The organism is Polaromonas sp. P1_G2 (genome assembly GCF_056405515.1).
This window is the reverse complement of record NZ_JBFUBY010000031.1, coordinates 1-21,834: the sequence shown is the minus strand read 5'-3', so window position 1 is coordinate 21,834 and position 21,834 is coordinate 1. Positions and strand designations below refer to the sequence as shown.

At 66.1% G+C, this 21,834-nt stretch carries 22 protein-coding genes; 14 read left to right on the top strand and 8 right to left on the bottom strand.

Going from position 1 to position 21,834, the window contains the following annotated elements; all coding sequences use genetic code 11:
* On the top strand, positions 1 to 834 hold an 834-nt coding region (locus AC1D0P_RS05495; RefSeq protein WP_477675778.1), incomplete at its 5' end, for a SirB1 family protein.
* 15 nt (positions 835 to 849) lie between these two features.
* Here the strand turns inward: AC1D0P_RS05495 and AC1D0P_RS05490 are convergent.
* Complete coding sequence (locus AC1D0P_RS05490; protein ID WP_477675777.1) at positions 850 to 1,773, bottom strand: LysR family transcriptional regulator; 924 nt, start codon at positions 1,771 to 1,773, stop codon at positions 850 to 852.
* A gap of 121 nt (positions 1,774 to 1,894) precedes the next feature.
* On the opposite strand from AC1D0P_RS05490, the gene metE reads away from it, so the two are divergent.
* On the top strand, positions 1,895 to 4,246 hold the full coding sequence (gene metE / locus AC1D0P_RS05485) for a 5-methyltetrahydropteroyltriglutamate--homocysteine S-methyltransferase (protein ID WP_477675776.1): 2,352 nt from the start codon (positions 1,895 to 1,897) through the stop codon (positions 4,244 to 4,246).
* A 15-nt stretch (positions 4,247 to 4,261) separates the two neighbouring features.
* On the opposite strand, the gene AC1D0P_RS05480 is transcribed toward metE, so the two are convergent.
* Both AC1D0P_RS05480 and AC1D0P_RS05475 read right to left on the bottom strand, forming a co-directional pair.
* Positions 4,262 to 5,239, bottom strand: a complete 978-nt coding sequence (locus AC1D0P_RS05480; protein ID WP_477675775.1) for a ParA family protein — start codon at positions 5,237 to 5,239, stop codon at positions 4,262 to 4,264.
* An 86-nt stretch (positions 5,240 to 5,325) separates the two neighbouring features.
* Complete coding sequence (locus AC1D0P_RS05475) at positions 5,326 to 6,249, bottom strand: LysR family transcriptional regulator (RefSeq protein ID WP_477675774.1); 924 nt, start codon at positions 6,247 to 6,249, stop codon at positions 5,326 to 5,328.
* 122 nt (positions 6,250 to 6,371) lie between these two features.
* On the opposite strand from AC1D0P_RS05475, the gene AC1D0P_RS05470 reads away from it, so the two are divergent.
* Both AC1D0P_RS05470 and AC1D0P_RS05465 read left to right on the top strand, forming a co-directional pair.
* On the top strand, positions 6,372 to 6,887 hold the full coding sequence (locus AC1D0P_RS05470) for a hypothetical protein (protein WP_477675773.1): 516 nt from the start codon (positions 6,372 to 6,374) through the stop codon (positions 6,885 to 6,887).
* On the top strand, positions 6,884 to 7,753 hold the full coding sequence (locus AC1D0P_RS05465; protein WP_477675772.1) for an EamA family transporter: 870 nt from the start codon (positions 6,884 to 6,886) through the stop codon (positions 7,751 to 7,753). The genes AC1D0P_RS05470 and AC1D0P_RS05465 overlap by 4 nt, the downstream gene beginning before the upstream one ends.
* An 11-nt stretch (positions 7,754 to 7,764) precedes the next feature.
* Here the strand turns inward: AC1D0P_RS05465 and AC1D0P_RS05460 are convergent, their stop codons facing one another.
* Positions 7,765 to 8,988 carry an MFS transporter gene (locus AC1D0P_RS05460; RefSeq protein ID WP_477675771.1) on the bottom strand — a complete coding sequence of 408 codons (1,224 nt, stop codon included), beginning with the start codon at positions 8,986 to 8,988 and terminating at the stop codon, positions 7,765 to 7,767.
* A gap of 24 nt (positions 8,989 to 9,012) precedes the next feature.
* Entirely contained in the window at positions 9,013 to 10,053 is a 1,041-nt protein-coding gene (purM, locus tag AC1D0P_RS05455) for a phosphoribosylformylglycinamidine cyclo-ligase (protein ID WP_092127164.1), read from the bottom strand.
* 179 nt (positions 10,054 to 10,232) lie between these two features.
* On the opposite strand from purM, the gene AC1D0P_RS05450 reads away from it, so the two are divergent.
* The 5 genes from AC1D0P_RS05450 to folK are packed head-to-tail and all read left to right on the top strand — an operon-like array spanning position 10,233 to position 14,830.
* The gene (locus AC1D0P_RS05450; RefSeq protein ID WP_477675770.1) at positions 10,233 to 11,306 is read left to right on the top strand and encodes an AI-2E family transporter; all 1,074 of its coding nucleotides are present in this window, start codon (positions 10,233 to 10,235) and stop codon (positions 11,304 to 11,306) included.
* Positions 11,307 to 11,330: 24 nt separating this feature from the next.
* A complete protein-coding gene (gene hda / locus AC1D0P_RS05445) occupies positions 11,331 to 12,017 on the top strand; it encodes a DnaA regulatory inactivator Hda (RefSeq protein WP_477675769.1) in 687 nt (228 codons plus the stop codon).
* A complete protein-coding gene (locus tag AC1D0P_RS05440) occupies positions 12,014 to 12,691 on the top strand; it encodes an HAD family hydrolase (RefSeq protein WP_477675768.1) in 678 nt (225 codons plus the stop codon). The genes hda and AC1D0P_RS05440 overlap by 4 nt, the downstream gene beginning before the upstream one ends.
* 6 nt (positions 12,692 to 12,697) lie before the next feature.
* On the top strand, positions 12,698 to 14,305 hold the full coding sequence (gene pcnB / locus AC1D0P_RS05435; RefSeq protein ID WP_477675767.1) for a polynucleotide adenylyltransferase PcnB: 1,608 nt from the start codon (positions 12,698 to 12,700) through the stop codon (positions 14,303 to 14,305).
* Between the two features lie 24 nt (positions 14,306 to 14,329).
* The gene (gene folK, locus AC1D0P_RS05430) at positions 14,330 to 14,830 is read left to right on the top strand and encodes a 2-amino-4-hydroxy-6-hydroxymethyldihydropteridine diphosphokinase (protein ID WP_477675766.1); all 501 of its coding nucleotides are present in this window, start codon (positions 14,330 to 14,332) and stop codon (positions 14,828 to 14,830) included.
* Here folK and pdxH read toward each other — a convergent pair.
* The gene (pdxH, locus tag AC1D0P_RS05425) at positions 14,827 to 15,477 is read right to left on the bottom strand and encodes a pyridoxamine 5'-phosphate oxidase (protein ID WP_477675765.1); all 651 of its coding nucleotides are present in this window, start codon (positions 15,475 to 15,477) and stop codon (positions 14,827 to 14,829) included. The two genes, folK and pdxH, sit on opposite strands and share 4 nt — an antisense overlap.
* Positions 15,478 to 15,601: 124 nt before the next feature.
* Between pdxH and AC1D0P_RS05420 the strand changes: the two genes are divergently transcribed.
* The 4 genes from AC1D0P_RS05420 to AC1D0P_RS05405 all read left to right on the top strand — a co-directional run bounded on the left by AC1D0P_RS05420 (position 15,602) and on the right by AC1D0P_RS05405 (position 19,642).
* A complete protein-coding gene (locus tag AC1D0P_RS05420; protein WP_477675764.1) occupies positions 15,602 to 16,174 on the top strand; it encodes a TetR/AcrR family transcriptional regulator in 573 nt (190 codons plus the stop codon).
* A gap of 143 nt (positions 16,175 to 16,317) precedes the next feature.
* Positions 16,318 to 16,776: a (2Fe-2S)-binding protein gene (locus tag AC1D0P_RS05415; protein WP_477655187.1), complete on the top strand. Its 459-nt coding sequence runs from the start codon at positions 16,318 to 16,320 to the stop codon at positions 16,774 to 16,776.
* 11 nt (positions 16,777 to 16,787) lie between these two features.
* Positions 16,788 to 19,082, top strand: a complete 2,295-nt coding sequence (locus AC1D0P_RS05410; protein WP_477675763.1) for a xanthine dehydrogenase family protein molybdopterin-binding subunit — start codon at positions 16,788 to 16,790, stop codon at positions 19,080 to 19,082.
* A complete protein-coding gene (locus tag AC1D0P_RS05405; protein ID WP_477675762.1) occupies positions 19,082 to 19,642 on the top strand; it encodes a nucleotidyltransferase family protein in 561 nt (186 codons plus the stop codon). The genes AC1D0P_RS05410 and AC1D0P_RS05405 overlap by 1 nt, the downstream gene beginning before the upstream one ends.
* A 5-nt stretch (positions 19,643 to 19,647) precedes the next feature.
* On the opposite strand, the gene AC1D0P_RS05400 is transcribed toward AC1D0P_RS05405, so the two are convergent.
* A complete protein-coding gene (locus tag AC1D0P_RS05400) occupies positions 19,648 to 20,163 on the bottom strand; it encodes a superoxide dismutase family protein (protein ID WP_477675761.1) in 516 nt (171 codons plus the stop codon).
* Between the two features lie 85 nt (positions 20,164 to 20,248).
* Positions 20,249 to 20,797, bottom strand: a complete 549-nt coding sequence (locus AC1D0P_RS05395; RefSeq protein WP_477675779.1) for a gamma-glutamylcyclotransferase — start codon at positions 20,795 to 20,797, stop codon at positions 20,249 to 20,251.
* Positions 20,798 to 20,906: 109 nt separating this feature from the next.
* Between AC1D0P_RS05395 and AC1D0P_RS05390 the strand changes: the two genes are divergently transcribed.
* Positions 20,907 to 21,500: an OmpA family protein gene (locus tag AC1D0P_RS05390; protein WP_477675760.1), complete on the top strand. Its 594-nt coding sequence runs from the start codon at positions 20,907 to 20,909 to the stop codon at positions 21,498 to 21,500.
* The last annotated feature ends 334 nt before the right edge of the window (positions 21,501 to 21,834 follow it).

Here is a 21,834-nt window from a genome sequence, read left to right as displayed (position 1 = left end):
CCGTCACCATTGCAATATTTCTCCAGCCTGGTGGAAAGCGACGAGCATTTCCCCCTCCTGGAAGCCGCCATCAGCCTGGCGCAGGACGAATATCCCGACCTGGACGTGCAGCAGGTGCTGGGCGACGTCGACCAGCTCCTGGCCCGCCTCAAGCGCCGCCTGCCGGCCGACGCACCGGCGCTGCAGCGGCTGCGCGCGCTGAACCAGTTCTTTTTCCACGACCTGAACTTCGGCGGCAACGTCAACGACTACTACGATCCCGACAACAGCTACCTGAACGCCGTGCTGCGCACGCGCCGCGGTATCCCCATCACGCTGGCGGTGCTGTGGCTGGAACTGGCGCTGGGACTGGGGCTCAATGCGCGCGGCGTGGCCTTTCCGGGGCACTTCATGGTCAAGGTCAACCTGCCCAAGGGCCAGGTGGTGATAGACCCGTTCAGCGGCCAATCGCTGAGCCGCGAGGAGCTGTCCGAGCGGCTCGAGCCTTTCCGGCAACACGGCGGCAGCCCGGGCGACGAGTTCGAGGTGCCCATGGGCCTGTACCTGCAGTCGGCGCCGCCGCGCGAGATCATCAGCCGCATGCTGCGCAACCTCAAGGAAATCCACAAGACCCAGGAAGACTGGCAGCGCCTGATTCCGGTACAAGACCGCCTCATCGTGCTGCAACCCGAAGCCTGGACGGAATACCGCGACCGCGGCCTGGCCTGGGCCGCCCATGGCGAGCCCGAACGCGCGATGGCCGACCTGGAAACCTACCTGGCCAACGCCGAGGACGCACTCGACATCGACGCCATGGCCGAGCGCCTGGCCCAGCTGCGCCAGGGCCGCCACTGAGCTTCAGGGCTCATTTCAAAGAAGCTCGATCTCACTGAGCGTGAGAAAACAGCTCTCGCGCGTGATCGCCACAAAGTCGGCCAGCCACGGGCGAGCCGAGGTGGCTTCGGTACACGCCACATACAGGCGACCGGTCAGCCCCTTTTTGCCTATGGGCCTGGCGCTCACATAACCCCGGTCCAGGTAGCTCTGCACCGCCCACTTGGGCAGCGCGGCCACGCCGCGGCCGCTGGCCACCAGCTGCAGCATCGCAATTGTCAACTCGGTGGTGCGGCGCGCGGGCTTCACGCCTGCCGGCTCCAGCACCTGGCGCACCACGTCCAGCATCTCGTCGGGCACCGGGTAGGTGATCAGGGTTTCATCGGCGAAGTCTTTGGCCGTCAGGTGTGTCTTGGCGGCCAGCGCATGGTGGTTGGCCAGCAGCGCCATGATTTCAAAGCGGAACAGCGGATGGAAGTCCACCGTTTCATCGGCGTCAGCCTCCGACACGATGGCGATGTCGGCGCGGTCCTGCAGCACCAGCGCGATCGGGTCGGGGTGAAAGCCCGAGACGATGTCGAGTTCCACCTCGGGCCAGCGCGTGCGGAAGGCGTCCATGGCCGGCATCAGCCAGTCAAAACAGGTGTGGCACTCGACCGCGATGCGCAACTGGCCGGAGCGGCCGGTGGCCAGGCGCGCCACGTCTCGCTCGGCTTCCTCGACCTGCGGCAGCACCGCATCGGCCAGCGCCAGCAAGCGCAGGCCGGTGGTGCTGAACTGCGGCGGCACGGATTTGCGCTCGAACAGCGGCGTGGCGTAGCGCTCCTCCAGCAACTTGACCTGGTGCGACAGCGCCGACTGCGTGAGGTTGAGCAGCTGCGCCGCGCGCACCAGGCTGCCGCTGTCGCGCAGGGCGGTCAKGGTGCGCAGGTGGCGCARTTCAAGGATGGAAAGCGTCATGACTGGGTTAGAGGTGAATCAATTATTTTCACGTTGAAAGGCAATATCTTTCGTTTGAATAATAGTTGAATCTGCACGACCATGCGTTCTTTGTTTGATTTGCAATCGGGAGATAAGCGGCATGGTCCATACACACACCCTGGGTTTTCCGCGCATGGGCGCGCACCGGGAACTGAAATTCGCGCTTGAAAAACACTGGCGCGGCGAGATCGGCCCGGCCGCGCTGGAAGCGGCCGGCGCCGAATTGCGCGAGCGCCATTGGGCCGTGCAGAAAGAAGCCGGGCTGGATTTCGTGACGGTGGGTGACTTTGCTTTTTACGACCACGTAGCCAACCACATCCAGATGCTGGGCTGCGAGCCGGCGCGCTTTGGTTTTACCGGACAGGAGCCCGCCCTTAGTCGCTACTTCGCGATGGCGCGCGGCGTGATTGCCGAGGGCGGCGATACCCACTGGCTGGACTGCGGCTGCGGCTGCGGCAATAGCAAAGAAAAGGACCAGGCTGAGGGCGGAACATTCGCCCTCGAGATGACCAAATGGTTCGACACCAACTATCACTACCTGGTGCCGGAGTTTGGTCCTGGCACCGAATTCAGCCTGGCATCCGAACGCCTGTTTGATGAAGTCGCGCAGGCCAGGCTGGCCGGCCACGCCGTCAAGGCCGTGCTGTTGGGGCCGCTGAGTTTCCTCTGGCTGGGCAAGGCAAAAACGCCGGGCTTTGACCGCTTCAGCCTGCTGGGCAAGCTGCTGCCGGTCTACGAAAAAATCCTCGCTCGCCTCAAGGCCCAGGGCGTGGAATGGGTGCAGATGGACGAACCCATCCTGGGCCTGGACCTGCCGGTGGCCTGGAGCCAGGCTTTTGAATCCAGCTATTGGCAGCTCTCGCGCGGCGGCGTCAAGCTGCTGCTGGCCACCTACTTTTCGCCGTTGCAGGAGAACCTGCGCATGGCCTGCCAGCTGCCGGTGGCGGGCCTGCATGTGGATGCGGTGCGCGCGCCTGAAGAACTCATCGGCGTGGCCGACTGGCTGCCCAGCCACAAGGTGCTGTCGGTCGGCATCGTCGACGGCCGCAACATCTGGCGCACCGACCCCGATGCCGCCCTGGCCAGGCTGAGGCCTGTGGCCGAGAAGCACCAGGGCGAACTCTGGCTGGCGCCATCCTGCTCGCTGCTGCACGTGCCTTACAGCCTGGAAGCCGAGGACAGGCTGGACACCGAACTCAAGTCCTGGCTGGCCTTTGCGGTCGAGAAACTGTTTGAGCTGCGCATGCTGAAGGCCGTGCTCGAGGGCCGCGAAAACGCCGTGGAACCCGAACTGGCCGCCGCCCGCCTGGCGGCCCAGGCGCGCCGCAACAGCCCGCGTGTGCACCGCGCCACCGTGGCGGCGCGGCTGGCCCAGGCCGCCGCGGGCGCTGATCAGCGGCCGTCGCCTTTCAGCCGGCGCCAGCAGGTGCAGCGCGCGCGCTTTGCCTTGCCGCTGTTCCCGACCACCTCGATAGGCTCGTTTCCGCAGACCGCCGAGATACGCGCCGCGCGCGCGGCCTTCAAGCGCGGTGAGATCGGCAAATCGCAGTACGCCGAAAAAATGCAGGCTGAAATCCGGCTGGCGGTGCGCAAGCAGGAAGCGCTGGGCCTGGACGTGCTGGTGCACGGCGAGGCTGAGCGCAACGACATGGTCGAATATTTCGGCGAGCAGCTCGACGGTTTTGCCTTCAGCGCCAACGGTTGGGTGCAGTCCTACGGCTCGCGCTGCGTCAAGCCGCCGGTGATTTACGGCGACGTGGCGCGCCCCGCGGCCATGACGGTGGCCTGGACGGTGTATGCGCAAAGTCTCACGAAACGGCCCATGAAAGGCATGCTGACCGGCCCCATCACCATCCTGCAATGGTCTTTTGTGCGCGACGACCAGCCGCGCAGCCTGACCGCCGGGCAGATCGCCTGGGCGATACGCGATGAGGTGGTGGACCTGGAGGGCGCCGGCATAGGCATCATCCAGATCGACGAGCCGGCGATACGCGAAGGACTGCCGCTGCGCCGCGCCGGCTGGAAGGCTTACCTGGAATGGGCCACGCGCGCCTTCCGCATCAGCGCCAGCGGCGTGGCCGACGAGACGCAGATCCACACCCACATGTGCTATTCGGAGTTCAACGACATCCTGCCGGAAATCGCTGCCATGGATGCCGACGTGATCACGATTGAAACCAGCCGCTCCGACATGGAGCTGCTGCGCGGCTTCGGCGACTTCAAGTACCCCAACGAGATAGGCCCCGGCGTCTACGACATCCATTCACCGCGCGTGCCCACGGTGGACGAGATGGTGCGGCTGCTGCGCAAGGCGGCGGCGGTGATTCCGGCGGAAAACCTCWGGATCAACCCCGACTGCGGCCTGAAGACGCGCGCTTGGCCCGAGACCGAGGCGGCGCTGGGCAATATGGTGCAGGCTGCGCGCGAGGTCCGCGAAGAACTCGCGGCCTGAAGCCAGTCCAGCGCGTCAGGTGCCGCGCTTGAGGAACTGCGGAATCTGCATGCCGTCGGGCGAATTCACGTTGCGTGACATCACGGGCGCGCTGCTGACCTGGACGGGCCGGCCCACCGCGCGGGCCGTGCTCTGGGCGGACATGCGCGCGCCGTGTATCAGCGATTCCTGCGCGGGCATCAGGCTGCCGGGCAGGGAACTGCCCGGGCGCGACGTGGCTGCTTTTTGCGCGGGCGCCGGGTTGAGCGGCCTGGCGCCCAGTGTCGCGGCGACCGAAGGCCGGGGCGCGACCATCTGCGGCGGGACCTTGGCCACGGTCCTGGCCGGCGTGTGCTCTGGGGCGTCGTTGGCCGCCTGCGGCGGGTACAGCGTGGGCCTGAGCCAGTTGAGGATGGGTTGCCATTGGGCGAGGTCGGGCGCGGCGGCGCTGGCCGGCAAATCGAACATCGTCATGCCGCGCTCCAGGCTGCGTACATAGAGCTGGGTTTCGCGCAGCGCGCCCAGAAAAGGCATGCCCAGGGCTTCCGACCATTCCTCCAGGACTTTTGCGGCGCTGGTGCGCCCGTCTATGCGCATGCCCACGGTGGCGAGGCGGCAGCGGCCGCTGGCTACGCGCGGCAGCGCCATCAGGTCGGCGTGGCACTGCGCCGCGGATTCGCGGTCGAACATGGAATTGCATACCGGCATGATGATGGCGTCGGCGAACATCACGACCCGCGCCAGTTCGAAACCGTGCATGCCGCCCGGCGTGTCGAGCACCACGTGGGTGATGCCGGTGGGCACGCGCAGCATGTTTTTCTGGTCCACGGCCCAGGGGGCGATGGCCGGCAGCCCGGCGTCGCGGCGCTTGAGCCAGCTGCGCGCTGACTGCTGCCGGTCCACGTCGCCCAGCATGACAGAGCTGCCGTTGCGTGCGCACCAGGCGGCGATGTGCGCGGCCAGTGTGCTTTTGCCACTGCCTCCCTTGCGGTTGACGACTGCGATGACCGGCATGCATGCTCCAAAGACGGATCAGAGGAACAGTTTGATACAGAAATAACAAAAAGTCCAGTGAAGCCAGTCGGCATCGGCGCCCGCAGCTAGTGTTTTTGTAGCGCAGGCGACTCGCCCTCCGCGGCCTCCCTGAGCCAGCCTTTGAGCCAGCGGCAAAACGCCCGGCCTGTTTCGGGGACAGTGCTGCGCGGGTTGATGTAGGCCGAATAGCTGGCATCACCCCGGACGGCGTCAGGCGCGGCGCGCAACAGATGGCCCCGGCGCAAGGGCTCGGCGACCAGCAGTTCGGGCACCACCAGGTGGCCCATGCCGCCTGTCGCCGCCGCGATCGCCAGGAAGTAGTGGTCGAAGCTGGCGCTGACGTGAATGCCGGCCGCCTGCAGGCCCACCTGTGCAGACCAGGCGGCCAGCACGTCGGGCCGCGACTGCGCCGCGAGAAACTGCCACTGGCTGACGGGCTGGTTCGCGAACTCGCGGCAACGCGCCGGGGACGCCACGCACACCAGGTTTTCGGCGGCCAGCAACCAGTGCTCGGCGCCGGCGACGGCCAGGTCGCGCGTGATCAGCACGTCATAGCTGTCGGCCGGGCCCGGCGGCGAAAGCGAGGTCACCAGGTCCACCGCCACCGGGGCCGCGGGTTGGAAGCCGGGCAGGGCGGGGATCAGCGTCGTCATCGCAAAGGTGGGCAGCGAAGTGCGCACGATGAGGCGGGCGCCGGCCTGGCTTTGCGCCAGCTGGCGGGTGGCCAGCTCTATGGTCGACAGGGCGTCCTGCACCGTGTCGAAATACAGGCGCCCGGCATCCGTCAGGCGCACCGAAGTGCCGCTGCGCGCGAACAAGGGCTGGCCGAAGTAGCGCTCCAGCGTGGCGACATGGCGACTGACACCGCCCTGGCTCATGCCCAACACGCGGCCGGCGCGGCTGAAGTTAAGCTGGCGGGCGGCTTCCACAAACACCCGTACGGCGTTCAGCGGCAGCGCCTGGAGGTTGGAGTCATCTGTTTTACTCATCATTGGAAGCTGCTTTATTGATGGGTGATGGTGTTATTTCCAGGAAATTCATCGAATATGGCGGTCAGCCAGGACATCATTTGATGATTCTTGCTCATCATCCATTGTCAAAGGCTTTCCTCATGCCCCTTGTTTTGCATAGCTGCTCCGGCGGCACCCTGCTTCTCCCCGACGCCCTTTTATGCGACCGCCGTGACGGCGGCCACCTGGTCGTCAACCCGCCGCGGCCGGTCTGGGAGCGCAGTGAACTGGCGCCGCTCGAATTGGCCCACTGGTCCTGCCTGGTGGCCGCCACCGGCCGCGCCATGCTGGACGTACTGCCTGCCCTAAGCGACGGCTGCCTCAACTACTGGGAGGCCGGCAACTGGGCGCTCAATGACCAGGCCCCGCCCGCCGGGCCCAAGGACGTCCAGGCGCATCGCCGCGTGCACCTGCATGTGCTGGGGCGCAGCCGGCAGGCGATGAATCCCGACTGGCGCTGGGGCGAGTCGCCCAAATTCCCGCGCTGGGCGGACATGGCGGCGTGGGCGTCGGGATTCGCGCCGCTTGGCCCGGAAGAGTGCGAGGCCATTGCCGGGCGCGTCAAAGCCTTGCTGGACAGCCGTTTCCGCCTGCCCGAGCCCGGCGCGCCGGCATGAACGCCCAAACGCTGGCACTGGTACTGGCGGGGGCGGTCTGCCACGCGCTCTGGAACATCGTGGCCAAGCGCGCGGCGGGCGGCACGCTCTTCGTCTGGCTGTTCGGCTGCGTCAGCGTGGCGGCCGCGGCGCCGGTCGCCCTGGTGGCCTGGCAACTGCACCCGCAGGCCTTTGACGGCTGGATGTGGCTGGCCGTGCTGGCCAGCGCGCTGGTGCATGTGGTGTATTTGCTGGTGCTGCAAAAAGGCTACCGGGCGGGCGACTTCGCCGTGGTCTATCCCATGGCCAGGGGCACCGGGCCGCTGCTCGCGGTGCTGGGGGCTGTGGTGCTGCTCGGCGAACTGCCCAGCGTGCTGGGCTGGCTGGGTGTGGCCCTGGTGCTCGCCGGTGTCTTCATGACGGCCGGTGGCACCACGGGTGCTGCCGGCGGTGATGCGCAGCGGCGCCGGCGCGGCGTGCTCTGGGGCGCGCTGACCGGCGTGTGCATCGCCGGCTATACCGTGATTGATGGCTGGGCCGTGAAGTCGCTGGGCATGGCGCCTGTATTGTTCTATGCCACGAGCCTGGCGTTTCGCACCGTGCTGCTCGCACCCTGGGCCTTGCACCAGCGCGGCGCACTGCGCGGGCAGTGGCGGCAGCACCGCACGGCGATTGTGCTGGTCGGTGTGCTGTCGCCGCTGGCCTATTGCCTGGTGCTGTTCGCCGTGCAGTCCGCGCCGCTCAGCTATGTGGCCCCGGTGCGCGAGATGTCCATGCTGATAGGCACGCTGATGGGCGCCCGGCTGCTCAAGGAATCCCTCAAGCCCTCGCAGGTGCTGGGCGCGGCGTTGATGCTGCTGGGTGTGGCGGGGCTGGCGCTGGCCTGAGCCGGCAGGCGTCAGGCCGCTGGTGCCTGCAGCCGCAGTGCGTTGCGCCAAGTCCCCAGCAACGCAAGTGCCGCCAGGCTGAAAACAAGGCCCGCGGCAAAAGTCGCAGGCGCGCCCAACTGGTCCCAGAGCACGCCGGCCAGAGTGCTGGCCACCAGCAACGCCAGGCCGCTGACAAGGTTAAAAAAGCCGAAAGCCGTTCCGCGCAGATCCGCCGGTGCCGTCTCGGCCACCATGGTGGCGAGCAGGCCCTGGGTCATGGCCATATGCAGGCCCCACAGCGCGATGCCCGCCGCAGCCATGCCCCAGTGGCTGCCGGCGGCAAGCAGCAGGTCCGCCGCCGCGAGCACCGCCAAGCCCCAGGCCAGCAAGGCGCTATGGCTGATGCGGTCCGCCAGCTTGCCGAAAGGGTAGGCGCCCAGGGAATAAACCAGGTTCATGGCGACCAGGACCAGCGGCGTGTAAGCCACCGGCAGGCCGCCCTGCATGGCGCGCAGCAGCAAGAAGGCTTCGCTGAAGCGCGCCAGCATGAACACCGCGCCCAGCACCGCTACACGCCAGTAGGGCGCACCCAGGCGCTTGAGGTTGGCGCGGGTGATGGGATTCAGGCGCGGGGCATCCGGTGCCTGTTCGCGCTCGGGCTCGCGTACGCCGACCAGCAGCAGCGCCACCGCCAGCACACCCGGAATCACGGCGACCCAGAACACCGCCCGGAAGTCATTGGCCCAGAGCAGCATCAGGCCCATGGCCAGTAGCGGCCCGATAAAGGCGCCCACCGTGTCCAGTGATTGGCGCAAACCGAACGCCGCGCCGCGCATGCCCGGCGGGGCCAGGTCGGCCACCATGGCGTCCCGCGGGGCGCCGCGTATGCCCTTGCCCACGCGGTCGACCAGGCGGGCGGTGAGCACCAGCCCGGTCGTCGTGGCTATCGCGAAGAGGGGTTTGGATGCCGCGCCCAGGCCGTAGCCCAGCAGCGTCAAGGGCTTGCGTTTGCCCCAGTAATCGCTGAGCACGCCTGAGAAAACCTTGACGATGAGCGCCGTGGCTTCGGCCAGGCCTTCGATGAAGCCGACGGCCCAGAGACTGGTGCCTAGCACCGTCACCATGAAGACCGGCAGCAGGCTGTGGATCATCTCGGAGGAGATGTCCATCAAGAGGCTGACAAAGCCCAGCGCCCAGATGGCCGCCGGAAGGCGGCGGGCCGGGGTGACCGGAGGAGGAGTGGGCTGCGGCATGGGTTGTTGGTGCCGCGCCGAGGTTTAGCCGACCGTGACGGCAGCGCCGTCGCCCTTGGCGGCGATCACACCGATCTCATAAACCTGTTCACCCGCATCGCGCAGGGTCTTGGCTGTGGCTTGCGCGTTGGCGGCGTCCACGACGACGACCATGCCGATGCCGTTGTTGAAGGTGCGGTTCATCTCGAAGTCGTCGATGCCGGCGGTTTTTTGCAGCCAGGCGAACAGCTCGGTTTGCGGCCAGCTGCCCTTTTTGAGGTGGGCGGCCGTGCCTTCGGGCAGCACGCGCGGGATGTTTTCGAGCAAGCCGCCGCCGGTGATGTGGGCCAGGGCCTTGATGGGATGAGCTGCCAGCGCGGCCAGCACGTTCTTCACGTAAAGGCGGGTGGGCTCCATCAGGGCCTGCTTGAAGGGTTTGCCGTCCAGCGTGGCGGGCGCATTGCCGGCCGCGCGCTCTATGCATTTGCGCACCAGGCTGAAACCGTTGGAATGCACGCCGCTGCTGGCCAGGCCCAGCACCACGTCGCCGGGCTTGACGTCTTTTCCGGTCAGGATCTTGGATTTCTCGACCGCGCCCACGGCAAAACCGGCCAGGTCGTATTCGCCTGCCGGGTACATGCCGGGCATTTCGGCGGTTTCGCCGCCAATCAGGGCGCAGCCGCTGAGTTCACAGCCCTTGGCGATGCCGCCGACCACGGCCGCGGCCGTGTCCACGTCCAGCTTGCCGCAGGCGAAGTAGTCCAGGAAAAACAGCGGCTCGGCGCCTTGCACCAGCACGTCGTTGACGCTCATGGCCACCAGGTCTATGCCCACGGTGTCGTGCATCTGCCATTCAAAGGCCAGCTTGAGCTTGGTGCCCACGCCGTCGGTGCCGCTGACCAGCACGGGTTCCTTGTAGCGTTTGGGCACTTCAAACAGCGCGCCGAAGCCGCCGATGCCGGCCAGCACGCCTTCGCGCATGGTTTTTTTGGCCAGGGGCTTGATGCGCTCGACCAGCGCGTCGCCCGCGTCGATGTCGACGCCCGCGTCTTTGTAGCTCAGGGGGGAAGGGGAAGAGGTGGTCATGGTGTCGGCTTTGCTACGGGTTGGGGCGGTAGGGCGGATGAGGGGGCTGGAAGGCGGGTTTGCGGCGCTGGAGGGGCCTGCAAGCCCGATAGAATTCAGCCTGAGATTCTAAAGGCTACCCATCCGGCCGCTTTCAGGCCCTTCCGCGGCGTGTTCCGGCCAGTTCAACCCAAGGCTTTATGCAATTCACCACCACCCAAAAACGCGCCGCCGCCTGGTGCCTGATCGCCGCCCTGGTCGTTCTCGCGCTGTGGCTGCTGGGGCCGGTGCTCACGCCCTTTGTGGTGGCCGCGGTGCTGGCTTACGCGTTGACGCCGCTGGTCAACCGGCTGGATTCCATGGGCAAGGGCCGCCTGCCGCGCGTGGTGGCGGTGATCGTGGTCGAATTTCTCTTCATCGTGGTGCTGCTGAGCCTGTTCCTGCTGATCGTGCCCATCATGGCCAAGGAACTGCCGGTGCTGCGTGAGCAGGTGCCGCTGCTGGCCGACAGGCTCAATACCAGCCTGGCCCCGTGGCTGGCGCAGTTCGGCATCCATGTATCACTGGACGTGGCCAGCATCAAGGCCTTTGTGGTGAAGTACCTCAATGCCAATTTCGAGGACCTGTTCACCTCGCTGATGTCCTCGCTCAAGCTGGGTGGCAGCGTGGCGCTGGCCATCATGGGCAACGCCGTGCTGATTCCTGTGGCGCTGTTTTACCTGCTGATGGACTGGGACAAGTTCGTCGCCCGCGTGCTCGAACTGGTGCCGCCCCACCTGCGCGGCGGTTTCGACAGCTTCACCAAAGAAGCCGACGCGGTGCTGGGCCAGTACCTGCGCGGCCAGTTGCTGGTCATGCTGATCATGGCGGTGTTTTATGCCGTGGGCCTGGCCCTGTTCGGCCTGGACCTGGCCGTGCCTATAGGCGTCTTCACCGGCCTGGCGATGTTCATCCCCTACCTCGGCTTCGGCCTGGGCCTGATGCTGGCGGTGCTGGCTGGCCTGCTCGAATTCGCGTCGCTCAAGGCGCTGGTCATGGTGGCTGTGGTCTATGGCATCGGGCAAGTGGTGGAAAGCTTGTATTTCACGCCGCGCCTGGTGGGCGAGCGCATAGGCCTGCACCCGCTGGCGGTGATTTTTGCCTTGCTGGCGTTCGGCCAGATGTTCGGCTTTGTCGGCGTGCTGGTGGCCCTGCCGGCCAGCGCGGTGCTGCTGGTGGGCATACGCCGCGTCAAAGCCAGCTACATGTCCAGCCGGCTTTACAAGGCTGGATGAGGTTGGGATAAGCACATGGCGGGCATGAAACAGATTGCGCTGGACATCGGGCTGGCTTCGGCTCCCTCGTTCGCCAATTTTTTTGGCGGGCCGAATGAGGCCGCGCTCAAGCACCTCGAGCTCTGGGCCGGCAATACGTTGCGTTCACCCGTGCCCACCTACCTCTGGGGTGAAACCGCCAGCGGCAAGACCCATCTGCTCAAGGCCGTGCGCGAGGCGCTGCGCGAGCAGGGCGCCGCCAGCGGCTGGATGGACGCCTCGCTGCTGGAGCCGCCCGAATTCAACGAATCCTGGGCCGCCGTCATCCTGGACGACTGCCATCTCTACACCGCGGTGCAACAGCAGGCGGCCTTCAACTGGTTCGTCAACGCACTCAGCGCCCCAGACGGCCGGCCGCGCTGGGTGCTGGCCGCCGGCAACGTGCCGCCCGCCGATCTGATACTACGCGAGGATTTGCGCACCCGCCTGGGCTGGGGTCATGTGTTCGCGCTGCAGGCCCTGACCGAACCCGAGCGGCGCGCCGTGCTGCGGCGCGAGGCCGACGCGCGCGGCGTGTTCCTGAGCGACGAGGCCATGGACTTCATGCTGACCCGCTTTTCGCGCGATCTCGGCAGCCTGATGCAGCTGCTCGACCAGCTCGACGGCTACGCCCTGCAGACCAAGCGCGCCATCACCATCCCCCTGATCAAGTCCATGCTGGAGAGTGAATGACGGGCAAGAAAAAGATTGCGTTGTTTGATCTGGATCACACGCTGCTTCCCATCGACTCTGATTACGAATGGGGCGAATTCACGATTGCGCTGGGCTGGTGCGATAGCACCGAGTTCAAGCGCCGCAATGCCGAATTCTTCGAGCACTACCGCGCCGGCACGCTGGACATCCATGATTACGTGCGCTTCGCCACCCAGGCCATCCGGGAGCAGGGCGCCGCCAGTTCGGCCGCCGCCCATGTCCGCTTCATGCGGGAGGTCGTGCAGAAAGCCATCACACCCCAGGCCCTGGCCCTGGTGGACGGCCACCGCGCGGCGGGCGACGAGCTGCTCATCGTCACCGCCACCAATGAATTCGTCACGCGGCCCATCGCCGACGCTTTCGGCGTCAAGGAATTGATCGCGGTGGAGCTCGAGCGCGACGCCCAGGGCTGGGTGACCGGTGAAATCCGGGGCACGCCCTCGGCCCGCGAAGGCAAGGTCACCCGCATGGAACAATGGCTGGCCTCCCGCCGGCTGTCCTGGGACGACGTGGAAACCACGTTTTATACCGATTCCCTGAACGACCTGGCCCTGATGGAGAAGGTCGCCCACCCCGTCGCCACCAACCCCGACGAGCGCCTGCGGGCGCTGGCGGTAGAGCGCGGATGGCGCATACTTGAGCTGTTTACCTAGTATTTCATGATCAAAAAATTCATCGACAAGCTGTTCGGCAAGTCCGACAGCACGGAGCCCGGTGCCAAACGGGCCAAAAAATCCCCCTTCGGGCAGCGCCAGGACGTAGGCGTCAAGGAACACGGCATCGACGTCAAGCTGGTGGACGACCGCGCCATGGACGTGGTGCACACGCTCCAGGACGCCGGTTATGAGGCCTACATCGTCGGCGGCGCGGTACGCGACCTGCTGGTGGGCCTGCGGCCCAAGGACTTCGACGTCGCCACCGACGCCACGCCCGAGCAGGTCAAGTCCTTGTTTCGCCGCGCCTTCATCATCGGCAGGCGCTTTCGCATCGTGCACGTCATCTACGGCCGCGGCCGCGAACACGAGGTCATCGAGGTCTCGACCTTCCGCGCCCACCTCGACAGCAGCCTGGCCGAGCAGGTCGGCGGCAATGAGCGCACGAGCAAGAGCGAACTGGCCGGCATGAAACACGCCGTCGACGCCTCCGGTCGGGTGCTGCGCGACAACGTCTGGGGTCCCATCGAGCAGGATGCCGCGCGCCGCGACTTCACCATCAACGCGATGTACTACGACCCTGAAACGCAGGTGGTGGTCGACTACCACAACGGCATCAAGGACGCCAAGAAACGAATCATCCGCATGATCGGCAGCCCGGCCGTGCGCTACCGCGAAGACCCGGTGCGCATCATCCGCGCCGTGCGTTTCGCGGCCAAGCTCAGCGCGCTGGGCTTCAAGTTTGAAGACAAGACGGTGGCGCCGCTGCGCGAGATGAAGGGCCTGCTGGCCGACGTGCCGCAGTCGCGCCTCTTCGACGAAATGCTCAAGCTGCTGCAGACCGGCCATGCGCTGGCCAGCATCGCCCAGCTCAAGTTCCTGGGCCTGGGCACCGGTATCTATCCGCTGCTCGACGTGGTGGTTGAAAACGCCGACGAACCTTTCCTCAAGCTGGCCCTGCAGGACACCGACCGCCGTGTCGGCGAAGGCAAGCCGGTGGCGCCCAGCTTTTTGCTGTCCTGCGTACTGTGGGCCGACGTGCGCGAAGGCTGGGAGCAGCGCAAGAAGCGCGGCGAGCACCTCATGCCCGCGCTGCAGGACGCGATCGACGATGCCTTCAACGCCAAGATCGGCGACGTGTCGGGCCGCGGCAAGCTGGGCACCGACATGCGCGAGATCTGGACCATGCAGCCGCGTTTTGAAAAACGCAGCGGCAGCGCACCCTATTCGCTGCTCGAGCAGCCGCGTTTTCGCGCCGGCTTCGACTTCCTGCGCCTGCGCGCGCAGACCGGCGAGATCGACATGGAGCTCGCCGAATGGTGGGAGAAGTTCAGCACCGCCTACGACGACGAACGCCACGCGATGATCGAGGAAGCGCGCCAGGCGCAGCAGCATAAACCGCAGGCGCCGCGGGTTCGCGTCAAGCGCCCGGACGCTGAAGCCGGATCAGGTCATGCCGAACGTCCCACAAGCGATGAGGCCGACGTGCCAGGCGAGCAGGGCGATGCCGCACCTGCCAAAAAACGCCGCCGGCGGCGCAAGCCCGCCAACCGCGGTGGTGGAGGGGGAGACGCTGCTGCGGCTTCTGCTCCCGCCGGCAACGACGGCGAGTAAGCCACCAGGCGCGCAGGCACGGGCATGGTTGACGCCTACATTGGCCTGGGCGCCAACCTCGGTGATGCGGCGGCCGCGCTCGCACAGGCTACGAAGGACGTGGCCCGCCTGCCGGGCACCACAGTGATCGCCCGATCCGGCCTTTACCGAACTGCTCCCATCACCACTGCCGATGGTGTGCAAGTCCAGGCATCGGGAGACGATTACCTTAATGCTGTTCTCAAAATCGAGACCAGCCTGCCGGCGCCGGTCTTGCTACGGCATCTGCTCCAGATCGAATTGACTGCGGGCCGCGAGCGRCCCTACCTGCACGCACCGCGAACGCTGGATCTTGACTTGCTGATTTACGGTAGCGGGCACATTGAGTCGCCCCACCTGACGGTGCCCCATCCGCGCATGTGGCAACGCGCTTTTGTGTTGGTGCCGCTGGCGGAGATCGAGCCTGGGCTGGTCAGCGCCGCCCAACTGGCGGCCGTGGCCCAACAGCGCATTGAACGGCTGGACCGGCCAAGCGATAAGGACTAAGGCGCCAGCCGCTCCCGCAGCCAGTCCCCGCCCTCCTGCAGCGTATACCGCAGCCGGTCATGCAGCCGGCTTTTACGCCCCTGCCAGAACTGCCAGTTGTCGGGCTTCAGGCGGTAGCCGCCCCAGTGCGACGGGCGTGGGGGCTGCAGCAAAAATTTAGCGCCATATTTGGCCGCATTGGCCACCAGCACGCCGCGCCCGGCGATCACCTCGCTTTGCGGGCTGGCCCAGGCGCCTATGCGGGAATCCAGCGGCCGGGTGTTGAAGTAGGCGTCGCTTTCCTCGGCGGAAACCTTTTCGACCACGCCCTCAATGCGCACCACGCGCTCCAGCTCCACCCAATGGAACTGCAGCGCCGCATAAGGATTGCCGGCCAGTTCCCGGCCCTTGCGGCTGTCGTAGTTGGTGAACCAGGTGATGCCGCGCTCGTCATAGCCCTTGATCAGCACGATGCGGGTGGAGGGGCGCAGGTCGCTGGCTACTGTGGCCAGTGTCATGGCATTGGGTTCGGGCACCTCGGCCGCGATGGCTTCCTGCAGCCACTGCTCGAACTGCTTGAGCGGGTCGGCCTGCGAGGCGTCTTCGTTGAGTTCGGCGCGTTCGTAGCTTTTGCGCAGGTCGGCAATGGAGAGGGTGGGCTGGCTCATGCCCATGATTGTGCCCGCTCGGCCCATGCCCTTGTCCGCAACCGCCCTTGTCCTATAAGCATGGGTAGTGTTTTGAGGTGGCGCTTGATAGCGAATTAATATTCGCTTATATTCTGAGCTTCCCATGAAGCCCAAAGACGACGAAAAGCAGCGCGCGATTGCCGAGGCCACCTTCAACCTGGTGGCCCAGACCGGCCTGAGCGGCCTGACCATGGCCGACATCGCCCGCACGGCCGGCATCGCCACCAGCACGCTTTACGTCTACTACCCGTCCAAGGACGAGTTGATCAGCCAGCTCTACGAAGAAGCCAAGACCGCGACCATGCAGCGCCTGATGGACGGCGTACTTCCCGGCTCTCCCTTGCGCAGCCGGGTGCGGCGCATCTGGTGCAACCTGCTGCGGCACCGGCTGGAGCGCCACGCCGAGGTGGTGTTCCAGGAGCAGTATTACAACTCCCCCTGGTTCACGCAGGGCAACCGCGAGCTGTCGGCGCGGCTGGCGGCGAGCTTCCTGGCGCTGATGGAAGAAGGCCAGCAGCAGGAGATCTTCAAGCCCGTGCCGCTACCCCTGCTCACGGCCAGCGTGGTGGGCTCGGTGCGGGAGACCGCCAACCTGATACGCACACAGGTGCTGCCCGATGACGAGGCCGTGCGCCAGGCGGCCTTCGGCCTGTGCTGGGACGCCATCAAGGCCTGATCGCCTGGCGACGTCCCGAAAGTGAATACCCCCTGATATCCGCGGGCCACCTTATTTTGATAAAAACCGTGCTTTAAGCGAATATAAATTCGACAAGTGCTTCCCGTTTCCCCTGACTAACAACAACTGCAAGGAGTTCCACGATGCCCACCCTCAACATCAACGGCAAGGACACCGCCGTCAACGCCGACGGATCCACCCCCATACTCTGGGCCCTGCGCGACACGCTGGGCATGACGGGCACCAAGTTCGGCTGCGGCGCCGCGCTGTGCGGCGCCTGCACCGTGCACCTCAACGGTACGGCCATACGTTCCTGCATCACGCCGATTTCGGCCGCCGCCGGCCAGAAAATCACCACCATTGAAGCCGTGGCCACCGACCGCGTGGGCAAGGCGGTGCAGGACGCCTGGGTCAAGCACGACGTGGCGCAATGCGGCTACTGCCAGAGCGGCCAGGTGATGAGCGCCACGGCTTTGCTCAAAGCCAATGCCAAGCCCAGCGACGCCGACATCGACGGCGCCATGGCCGGCAACATCTGCCGCTGCGGCACCTATGTGCGCATTCGCGCGGCCATCAAAGACGCCGCTCAAACCCTGGCTTGAAGGAGAACACCATGTATTCCAATTCCACAGACACCTTCGACATCGCCTCGCAATTGCCAAAAGGCCTGCAGGCCCTCATGCAAAAAGCGCAAGCGGCTACCAAAAACATGGCAGATGCCGAGCTGCCGCGGCGCAGCTTCCTCAAGGTCGCGACTGCCGGCGGCTTTGCACTCGGGGCGTTTCCGCTGCTCTCAGAAGCGCAAACCATGGCGACGGCCGGGACACCCGCCGCATCCAGCCTCAAGCCGACCCAGCAGCCCTCGGCCTTTGTCCGCATCGACAAGGACGGCACGGTCACCGTCACCATCAACCGGCTCGACTTCGGGCAGGGCGTGCAGACCGGCCTGCCCATGATCCTGGCCGAGGAGCTTGACGCCGATTGGGCCCTGGTCAAAAGCCAGCACGGCAATGCCGACCCTGCCTATGTGGACCCGGCGTTCGGCATGCACCTTACGGGCGGCTCGGGCTCGATCAAGAACTCCTACACGCAGTACCGCGAACTCGGCGCGCGCACCCGCGCCATGCTGGTGTCCGCCGCCGCCGCGCAGTGGGGCGTCGATGCCGGCAGCCTGCGCACACAGCAGGGCGTGGTGGTCGGCCCAGGCGGCAAGCGCCTCACGTACGGCGAGCTGGCCGAAGCGGCCATGAAGCTGCCGGTGCCCGAAGCGGTCACGCTCAAGGACCCGAAGCAGTTCCGCATCATCGGCAAGCCCACGGGCCGGCTCGATGCGCGCGCCAAATCCACTGGCGGCCAGAGCTACGGCATCGACGTGCGCCTGCCCGGCATGCTSACGGCCGTGGTGGCGCATCCGCCGGTGTTCGCCGGCAAGCTCAAGTCGCTGGACGACAGCGCGGCCAAGGCCGTTCCCGGCGTGAAGGCCGTGCTGCGCGTGCCGCTGGACCGCGGCGGTGAGGGCGTGGCCGTTGTGGCCGACGGCTACTGGGCCGCCAAGCAGGGCCGCGATGCGCTCAAGGCCGAATGGGATACCAGCGGCGTCGAGAAGGTCGACAGCGCGCAGCAGCTCGCAAGCTACCGCGCGCTGGCGCAAAAAGCCGGTGCGCTCAAGTACAACGACAACATCGGCAAGCTGGCTTCGGCCCCTAAAAAAATCAGCGCCGAGTTTGTCTTCCCCTACCTGGCCCACGCGCCCATGGAGCCTTTGAACTGCACGGTGCAGCTCAGCGGACAGGGCGCGGATGCCAAGGCCGAACTCTGGCTGGGCACGCAGATGCCGGGCCTGGACGCGCTGGCCGCCTCCAAGGCACTGGGCGTGGCGCCGCAGAACGTCAAGGTGAATGTGCAGATGGCCGGCGGCGGTTTTGGCCGCCGCGCGATCGCCACCAGCGACTATGTTGTTGAGGCCTGCAACGTCGCCAGGGCCGCGCGCGGCGCCGGGCTGACGGCCGCGGTGCGCACGCTGTGGAGCCGCGAAGACGATATCAAGGGCGGCTACTACCGTCCCATGCATGTGCACCGCGCCGAGATCGGCTTCGACGACAAGGGCGAGATTCTGGGCTGGGACCACGTCATCGTCGGCCAGTCCATCGTCGGCGGCACGCCGTTTGAAGCCTTCATGGTCAAGGACGGCGTGGACGGCACCATGGTCGAAGGCATGAAAGAGCCTTACGAGATCCCGATGCGGCTGTCGGTGCACCACCCCAAGCTCAACGTGCCGGTGCTCTGGTGGCGCAGCGTGGGCTCCACCCACACGGCTTATGTGATGGAAACGCTGATCGATGAAGTCGCGCGCAGCTCGGGGCAGGACCCGGTGGCCTACCGCCTCAAGCAGTTCGGCACCAAACATCCGCGCCATACAGCCGCGTTGCAGATGGCGGTCGACAAGTCCGGCTACGGCAAACGCACGCTGGCCGCCGGCCGCGCCTGGGGCGTGGCGGTGCACGAATCCTTCAACACCGTGGTGGCCTATGTGGTCGAAGCCTCGGTCAAGGACAACACGCCGGTGCTGCACGGCATCACCGCGGGCGTGCACTGCAACCTCGCGATCAACCCGACCAGCATAGAGGCGCAGGTTCAGGGCGCGGCGCTGATGGGGCTGTCGATGTGCCTGCCGGGTGCGGCGATCACGCTGAAAGACGGCGTGGTGGAGCAAAGCAACTTCGGCGACTTCCCGGTGCCGCGCATCACCGACATGCCCACGGTGGCGGTGTTCATCGTGCCCAGCGCTGATGCGCCCACCGGCCTGGGCGAGCCCGGCCTGCCGCCGCTGGCCCCGGCCTTTGCCAACGCCATCGCCAAACTCACGGGAAAACCGGCGCCGCGCGAGCTGCCTTTTAAACTGGCGTGATGGACAAAGGCGTGGCGAGGGGCGACCCCACGGTGCTGGTGCTGGCCTCAGGCCGGGGGGAGCGCTTTGCCGCGTCGGGCGGTGGTACGCACAAGCTGCAGGCGCTGCTCGCTGGCAAGCCGGTGCTGCGCCACACCCTGGACGCCGTGGCCGCCAGCGGCCTGCCCTGGCACCTGGAGGATGCGGGCCACCCCGGCATGGGCGACTGCATCGCGGCCGCCGTGCGGGCCACGCCTGAAGCCTCGGGCTGGCTGGTCTTGCCGGGTGATCTGCCGCTGGTGCAGGCCGCCACGCTACGGGTGGTGGCCGATGCGCTGGCGCGGCATRCGGTGGTGGTGCCGACGTTCAAGGGCGTGCGCGGCCACCCGGTGGGGTTTTCGGCTGCGTGCCACGAGGCGCTGCTGGCATTGACGGGAAACCGGGGCGCGTCCCCGGTGGTCCAGGCGCAAGCCGCGCTTCAGTCCGTTGCGCTGCTCGACCTTGCAGACGAAGGCATCGTCACTGACATCGACACTCTGGAAGATTTGCAGCGAGCTGAAGCGCTGCTCGCGCGGCGCTGAGTTCTCTAGCTTAGCGCGATCACTGCGCAGGCCAGTCGTGGGCCGGAATTACCGGTGGGCTGTGTCTTGTAATCATCCGGGTCGCGATGCACGATCAGGCCCTTGCCCACGATGTTGTTCACGCCGCTACCGATGGCAATGGTTTTCGATTCAAAGCTGAACTTAGCCACACCCGACGCGTCGGCCTTCAAACTGGGGATGTCGCCGGCGTGGTGGGCCATGTCCGAATGGCTGCCGTGCGGCTGGCCGCCTGGGTTGAAGTGCCCGCCCGTGCTCATGCCGTCGCCGCTGGAGCAATCGCCTTTTTCATGCACATGAAAGCCGTGCTCGGCATTCGGCTTGAGGCCGCGAATCTCGCCCGAGACCAGCACCTTGTCACCGCTCTGGGTGAAGTTCACGGTGCCGGCCGCGCTGTTGCCTGTGGTGCTTTGCAGCTGTGCCACGGCGCGCGGGCCGCTCGTGGTGGATGCGCAGGCGCTGAGCACAAGGGCGGCGGCGAGTGTGGCCAGACGGTAGATCATGATGCGGTCTCCTGAAGGGTTGGCGGAAAAATGGAAAGGCCCACTGTAGGCCGCATGGCCTTCGCTGGCAAGACTCAAACGGTGCCTAGCCATTAACCAGCGCCAATAGCCTGCCCAGCGCATGGTCGTGGATGCCCAGGGTTTTCAGCTTGTCATAGGTGAGCTGCGCATATTCGCGTGTGGTGCCGTAGCGCCCGCAGGAGTCCGAAAAAATCCGCCGGTAGACGTCCTCGCTGAGCACGCCGGTGTGGCTGGGGCTGCGCTTGGACAGCGTGAAAGCCAGCGCCCGCAGGTCGCCCTGCGTGGTCTGGCAGCGCAGCCACTTGGGGTCGTAGACGCCGTTGGGCATCTCGCGCGCCCACAGGGCGGGCAGGGCGCCGGCGACCTGCGCGCGCGGGATGCGAAAGGCCATGCCCTTGCAGCTGCCGCCGGGCAGCAGGCCGAAGACCAAGCCAGGGCATTCCGGCGTGCCGCGGTTCACGCGGCTCCACATCTTCAGCGCGCGGTGGTAGCCGTGGATGGTGGCAAAACGCTCTTCCGCATGCTCGAACTCCGGGCGCCAGATCAGCGAGGCATAGGCGAAGATCCACAGGTCGTGCTTGCCGCCCCACTCGCGCATGACGGTCTCCAGCATATGGTCGGGGTTGCGGGGAACGGAAAGGCCGGGGCCGGCCAGTTGCTTTGCTGAATTTTCCACAGACGCACTTTACAATGGGCCGAGTTTTTGTGACGGGAGTCGGGCAATGTTTTCTCAGGACGATGAAGGCCRGCAGGGCCTGGTGTTGGCGGTCGTTCTTGGCCTGATTGTTTTTGTCATGACGCTGGTCATAGGCATCAGCCTGCACCGGCTGCACCGCGCCAAGCCTTCGGGCGCTCCGCCTGTTCCCGCCATCGCGGTCGCCGCGACGGCCCCCGCAACTGTGGCTTCGGCGCCTGCCGCTACCCCCGCAATCCTTCCCGACGTCGCCCAGGCCATCCAGGCTTCCCAGGCCTCACAAGCCGCTGCTGATGCCGCCAGCGTCAAGGTCGAGCAGAGCGTGGTGCGCTTTTATTTTGCTTCCGGCAATGCAGACCTGGCCGCCGGCGCGGTGGATGCCATGGCCGACCTGGTCAAGGCCGCCAAGGCGGGCGGCCGTACGCTGGTGATCTCGGGTTTTCATGACGCAACAGGCGACGCCGCAAAAAATGCGGCCCTGGCAAAACAACGCGCCTTGGCAGTCCGCGATGCACTCAAGGCCGCGGGTGTTCCCGAACGGCAGATCGAGCTGAAGAAACCCGAGCAGCTGACCGGGAGCAGCGATGCCGAGGCGCGCCGCGTTGAAATCTCGCTGCAATAAAAAGCCAGGCGCCCGGCGGGCGTAGTGCATCGCTGACAAGGGCAAGAGCAGGGAACCGACGTTGGGCCAGCCGCCCTGGCGGCAGACTGTGTTTGGTAACCGTACCGTAACCACATTCGCCTCAAAGGGGTCGGTAACCCGTTACCATAGAGTCAGTAATAAAGTTACATCGCCTCTCCGGCAGCCCCCGCCACCCAGACCTAAAGCTCCACCATGGCACTTCATCCCAAAGTCTCAGACATCACGGCCCGCATCGCCGCGCGCAGCCGCCCCACGCGCGAGGCTTATCTCGCGCAATTGCATGCGGCTTCCACGCGCGACCCCGGCATGGACC

Bases quoted from the DNA above. Each gene is read 5' to 3' on its own strand.
- pdxH (WP_477675765.1), bottom strand. From the start codon at position 15,477: ATGAGCCAGCCCACCCTCTCCATTGCCGACCTGCGCAAAAGCTACGAA.
- AC1D0P_RS05440 (WP_477675768.1), top strand. From the start codon at position 12,014: ATGACGGGCAAGAAAAAGATTGCGTTGTTTGATCTGGATCACACGCTG.
- AC1D0P_RS05475 (WP_477675774.1), bottom strand. From the start codon at position 6,249: ATGAGTAAAACAGATGACTCCAACCTCCAGGCGCTGCCGCTGAACGCC.
- AC1D0P_RS05465 (WP_477675772.1), top strand. From the start codon at position 6,884: ATGAACGCCCAAACGCTGGCACTGGTACTGGCGGGGGCGGTCTGCCAC.
- pcnB (WP_477675767.1), top strand. From the start codon at position 12,698: ATGATCAAAAAATTCATCGACAAGCTGTTCGGCAAGTCCGACAGCACG.
- AC1D0P_RS05480 (WP_477675775.1), bottom strand. From the start codon at position 5,239: ATGCCGGTCATCGCAGTCGTCAACCGCAAGGGAGGCAGTGGCAAAAGC.
- AC1D0P_RS05470 (WP_477675773.1), top strand. From the start codon at position 6,372: ATGCCCCTTGTTTTGCATAGCTGCTCCGGCGGCACCCTGCTTCTCCCC.
- AC1D0P_RS05420 (WP_477675764.1), top strand. From the start codon at position 15,602: ATGAAGCCCAAAGACGACGAAAAGCAGCGCGCGATTGCCGAGGCCACC.
- AC1D0P_RS05400 (WP_477675761.1), bottom strand. From the start codon at position 20,163: ATGATCTACCGTCTGGCCACACTCGCCGCCGCCCTTGTGCTCAGCGCC.
- purM (WP_092127164.1), bottom strand. From the start codon at position 10,053: ATGACCACCTCTTCCCCTTCCCCCCTGAGCTACAAAGACGCGGGCGTC.
- hda (WP_477675769.1), top strand. From the start codon at position 11,331: ATGAAACAGATTGCGCTGGACATCGGGCTGGCTTCGGCTCCCTCGTTC.
- AC1D0P_RS05395 (WP_477675779.1), bottom strand. From the start codon at position 20,797: ATGCTGGAGACCGTCATGCGCGAGTGGGGCGGCAAGCACGACCTGTGG.
- AC1D0P_RS05415 (WP_477655187.1), top strand. From the start codon at position 16,318: ATGCCCACCCTCAACATCAACGGCAAGGACACCGCCGTCAACGCCGAC.
- AC1D0P_RS05450 (WP_477675770.1), top strand. From the start codon at position 10,233: ATGCAATTCACCACCACCCAAAAACGCGCCGCCGCCTGGTGCCTGATC.
- AC1D0P_RS05460 (WP_477675771.1), bottom strand. From the start codon at position 8,988: ATGCCGCAGCCCACTCCTCCTCCGGTCACCCCGGCCCGCCGCCTTCCG.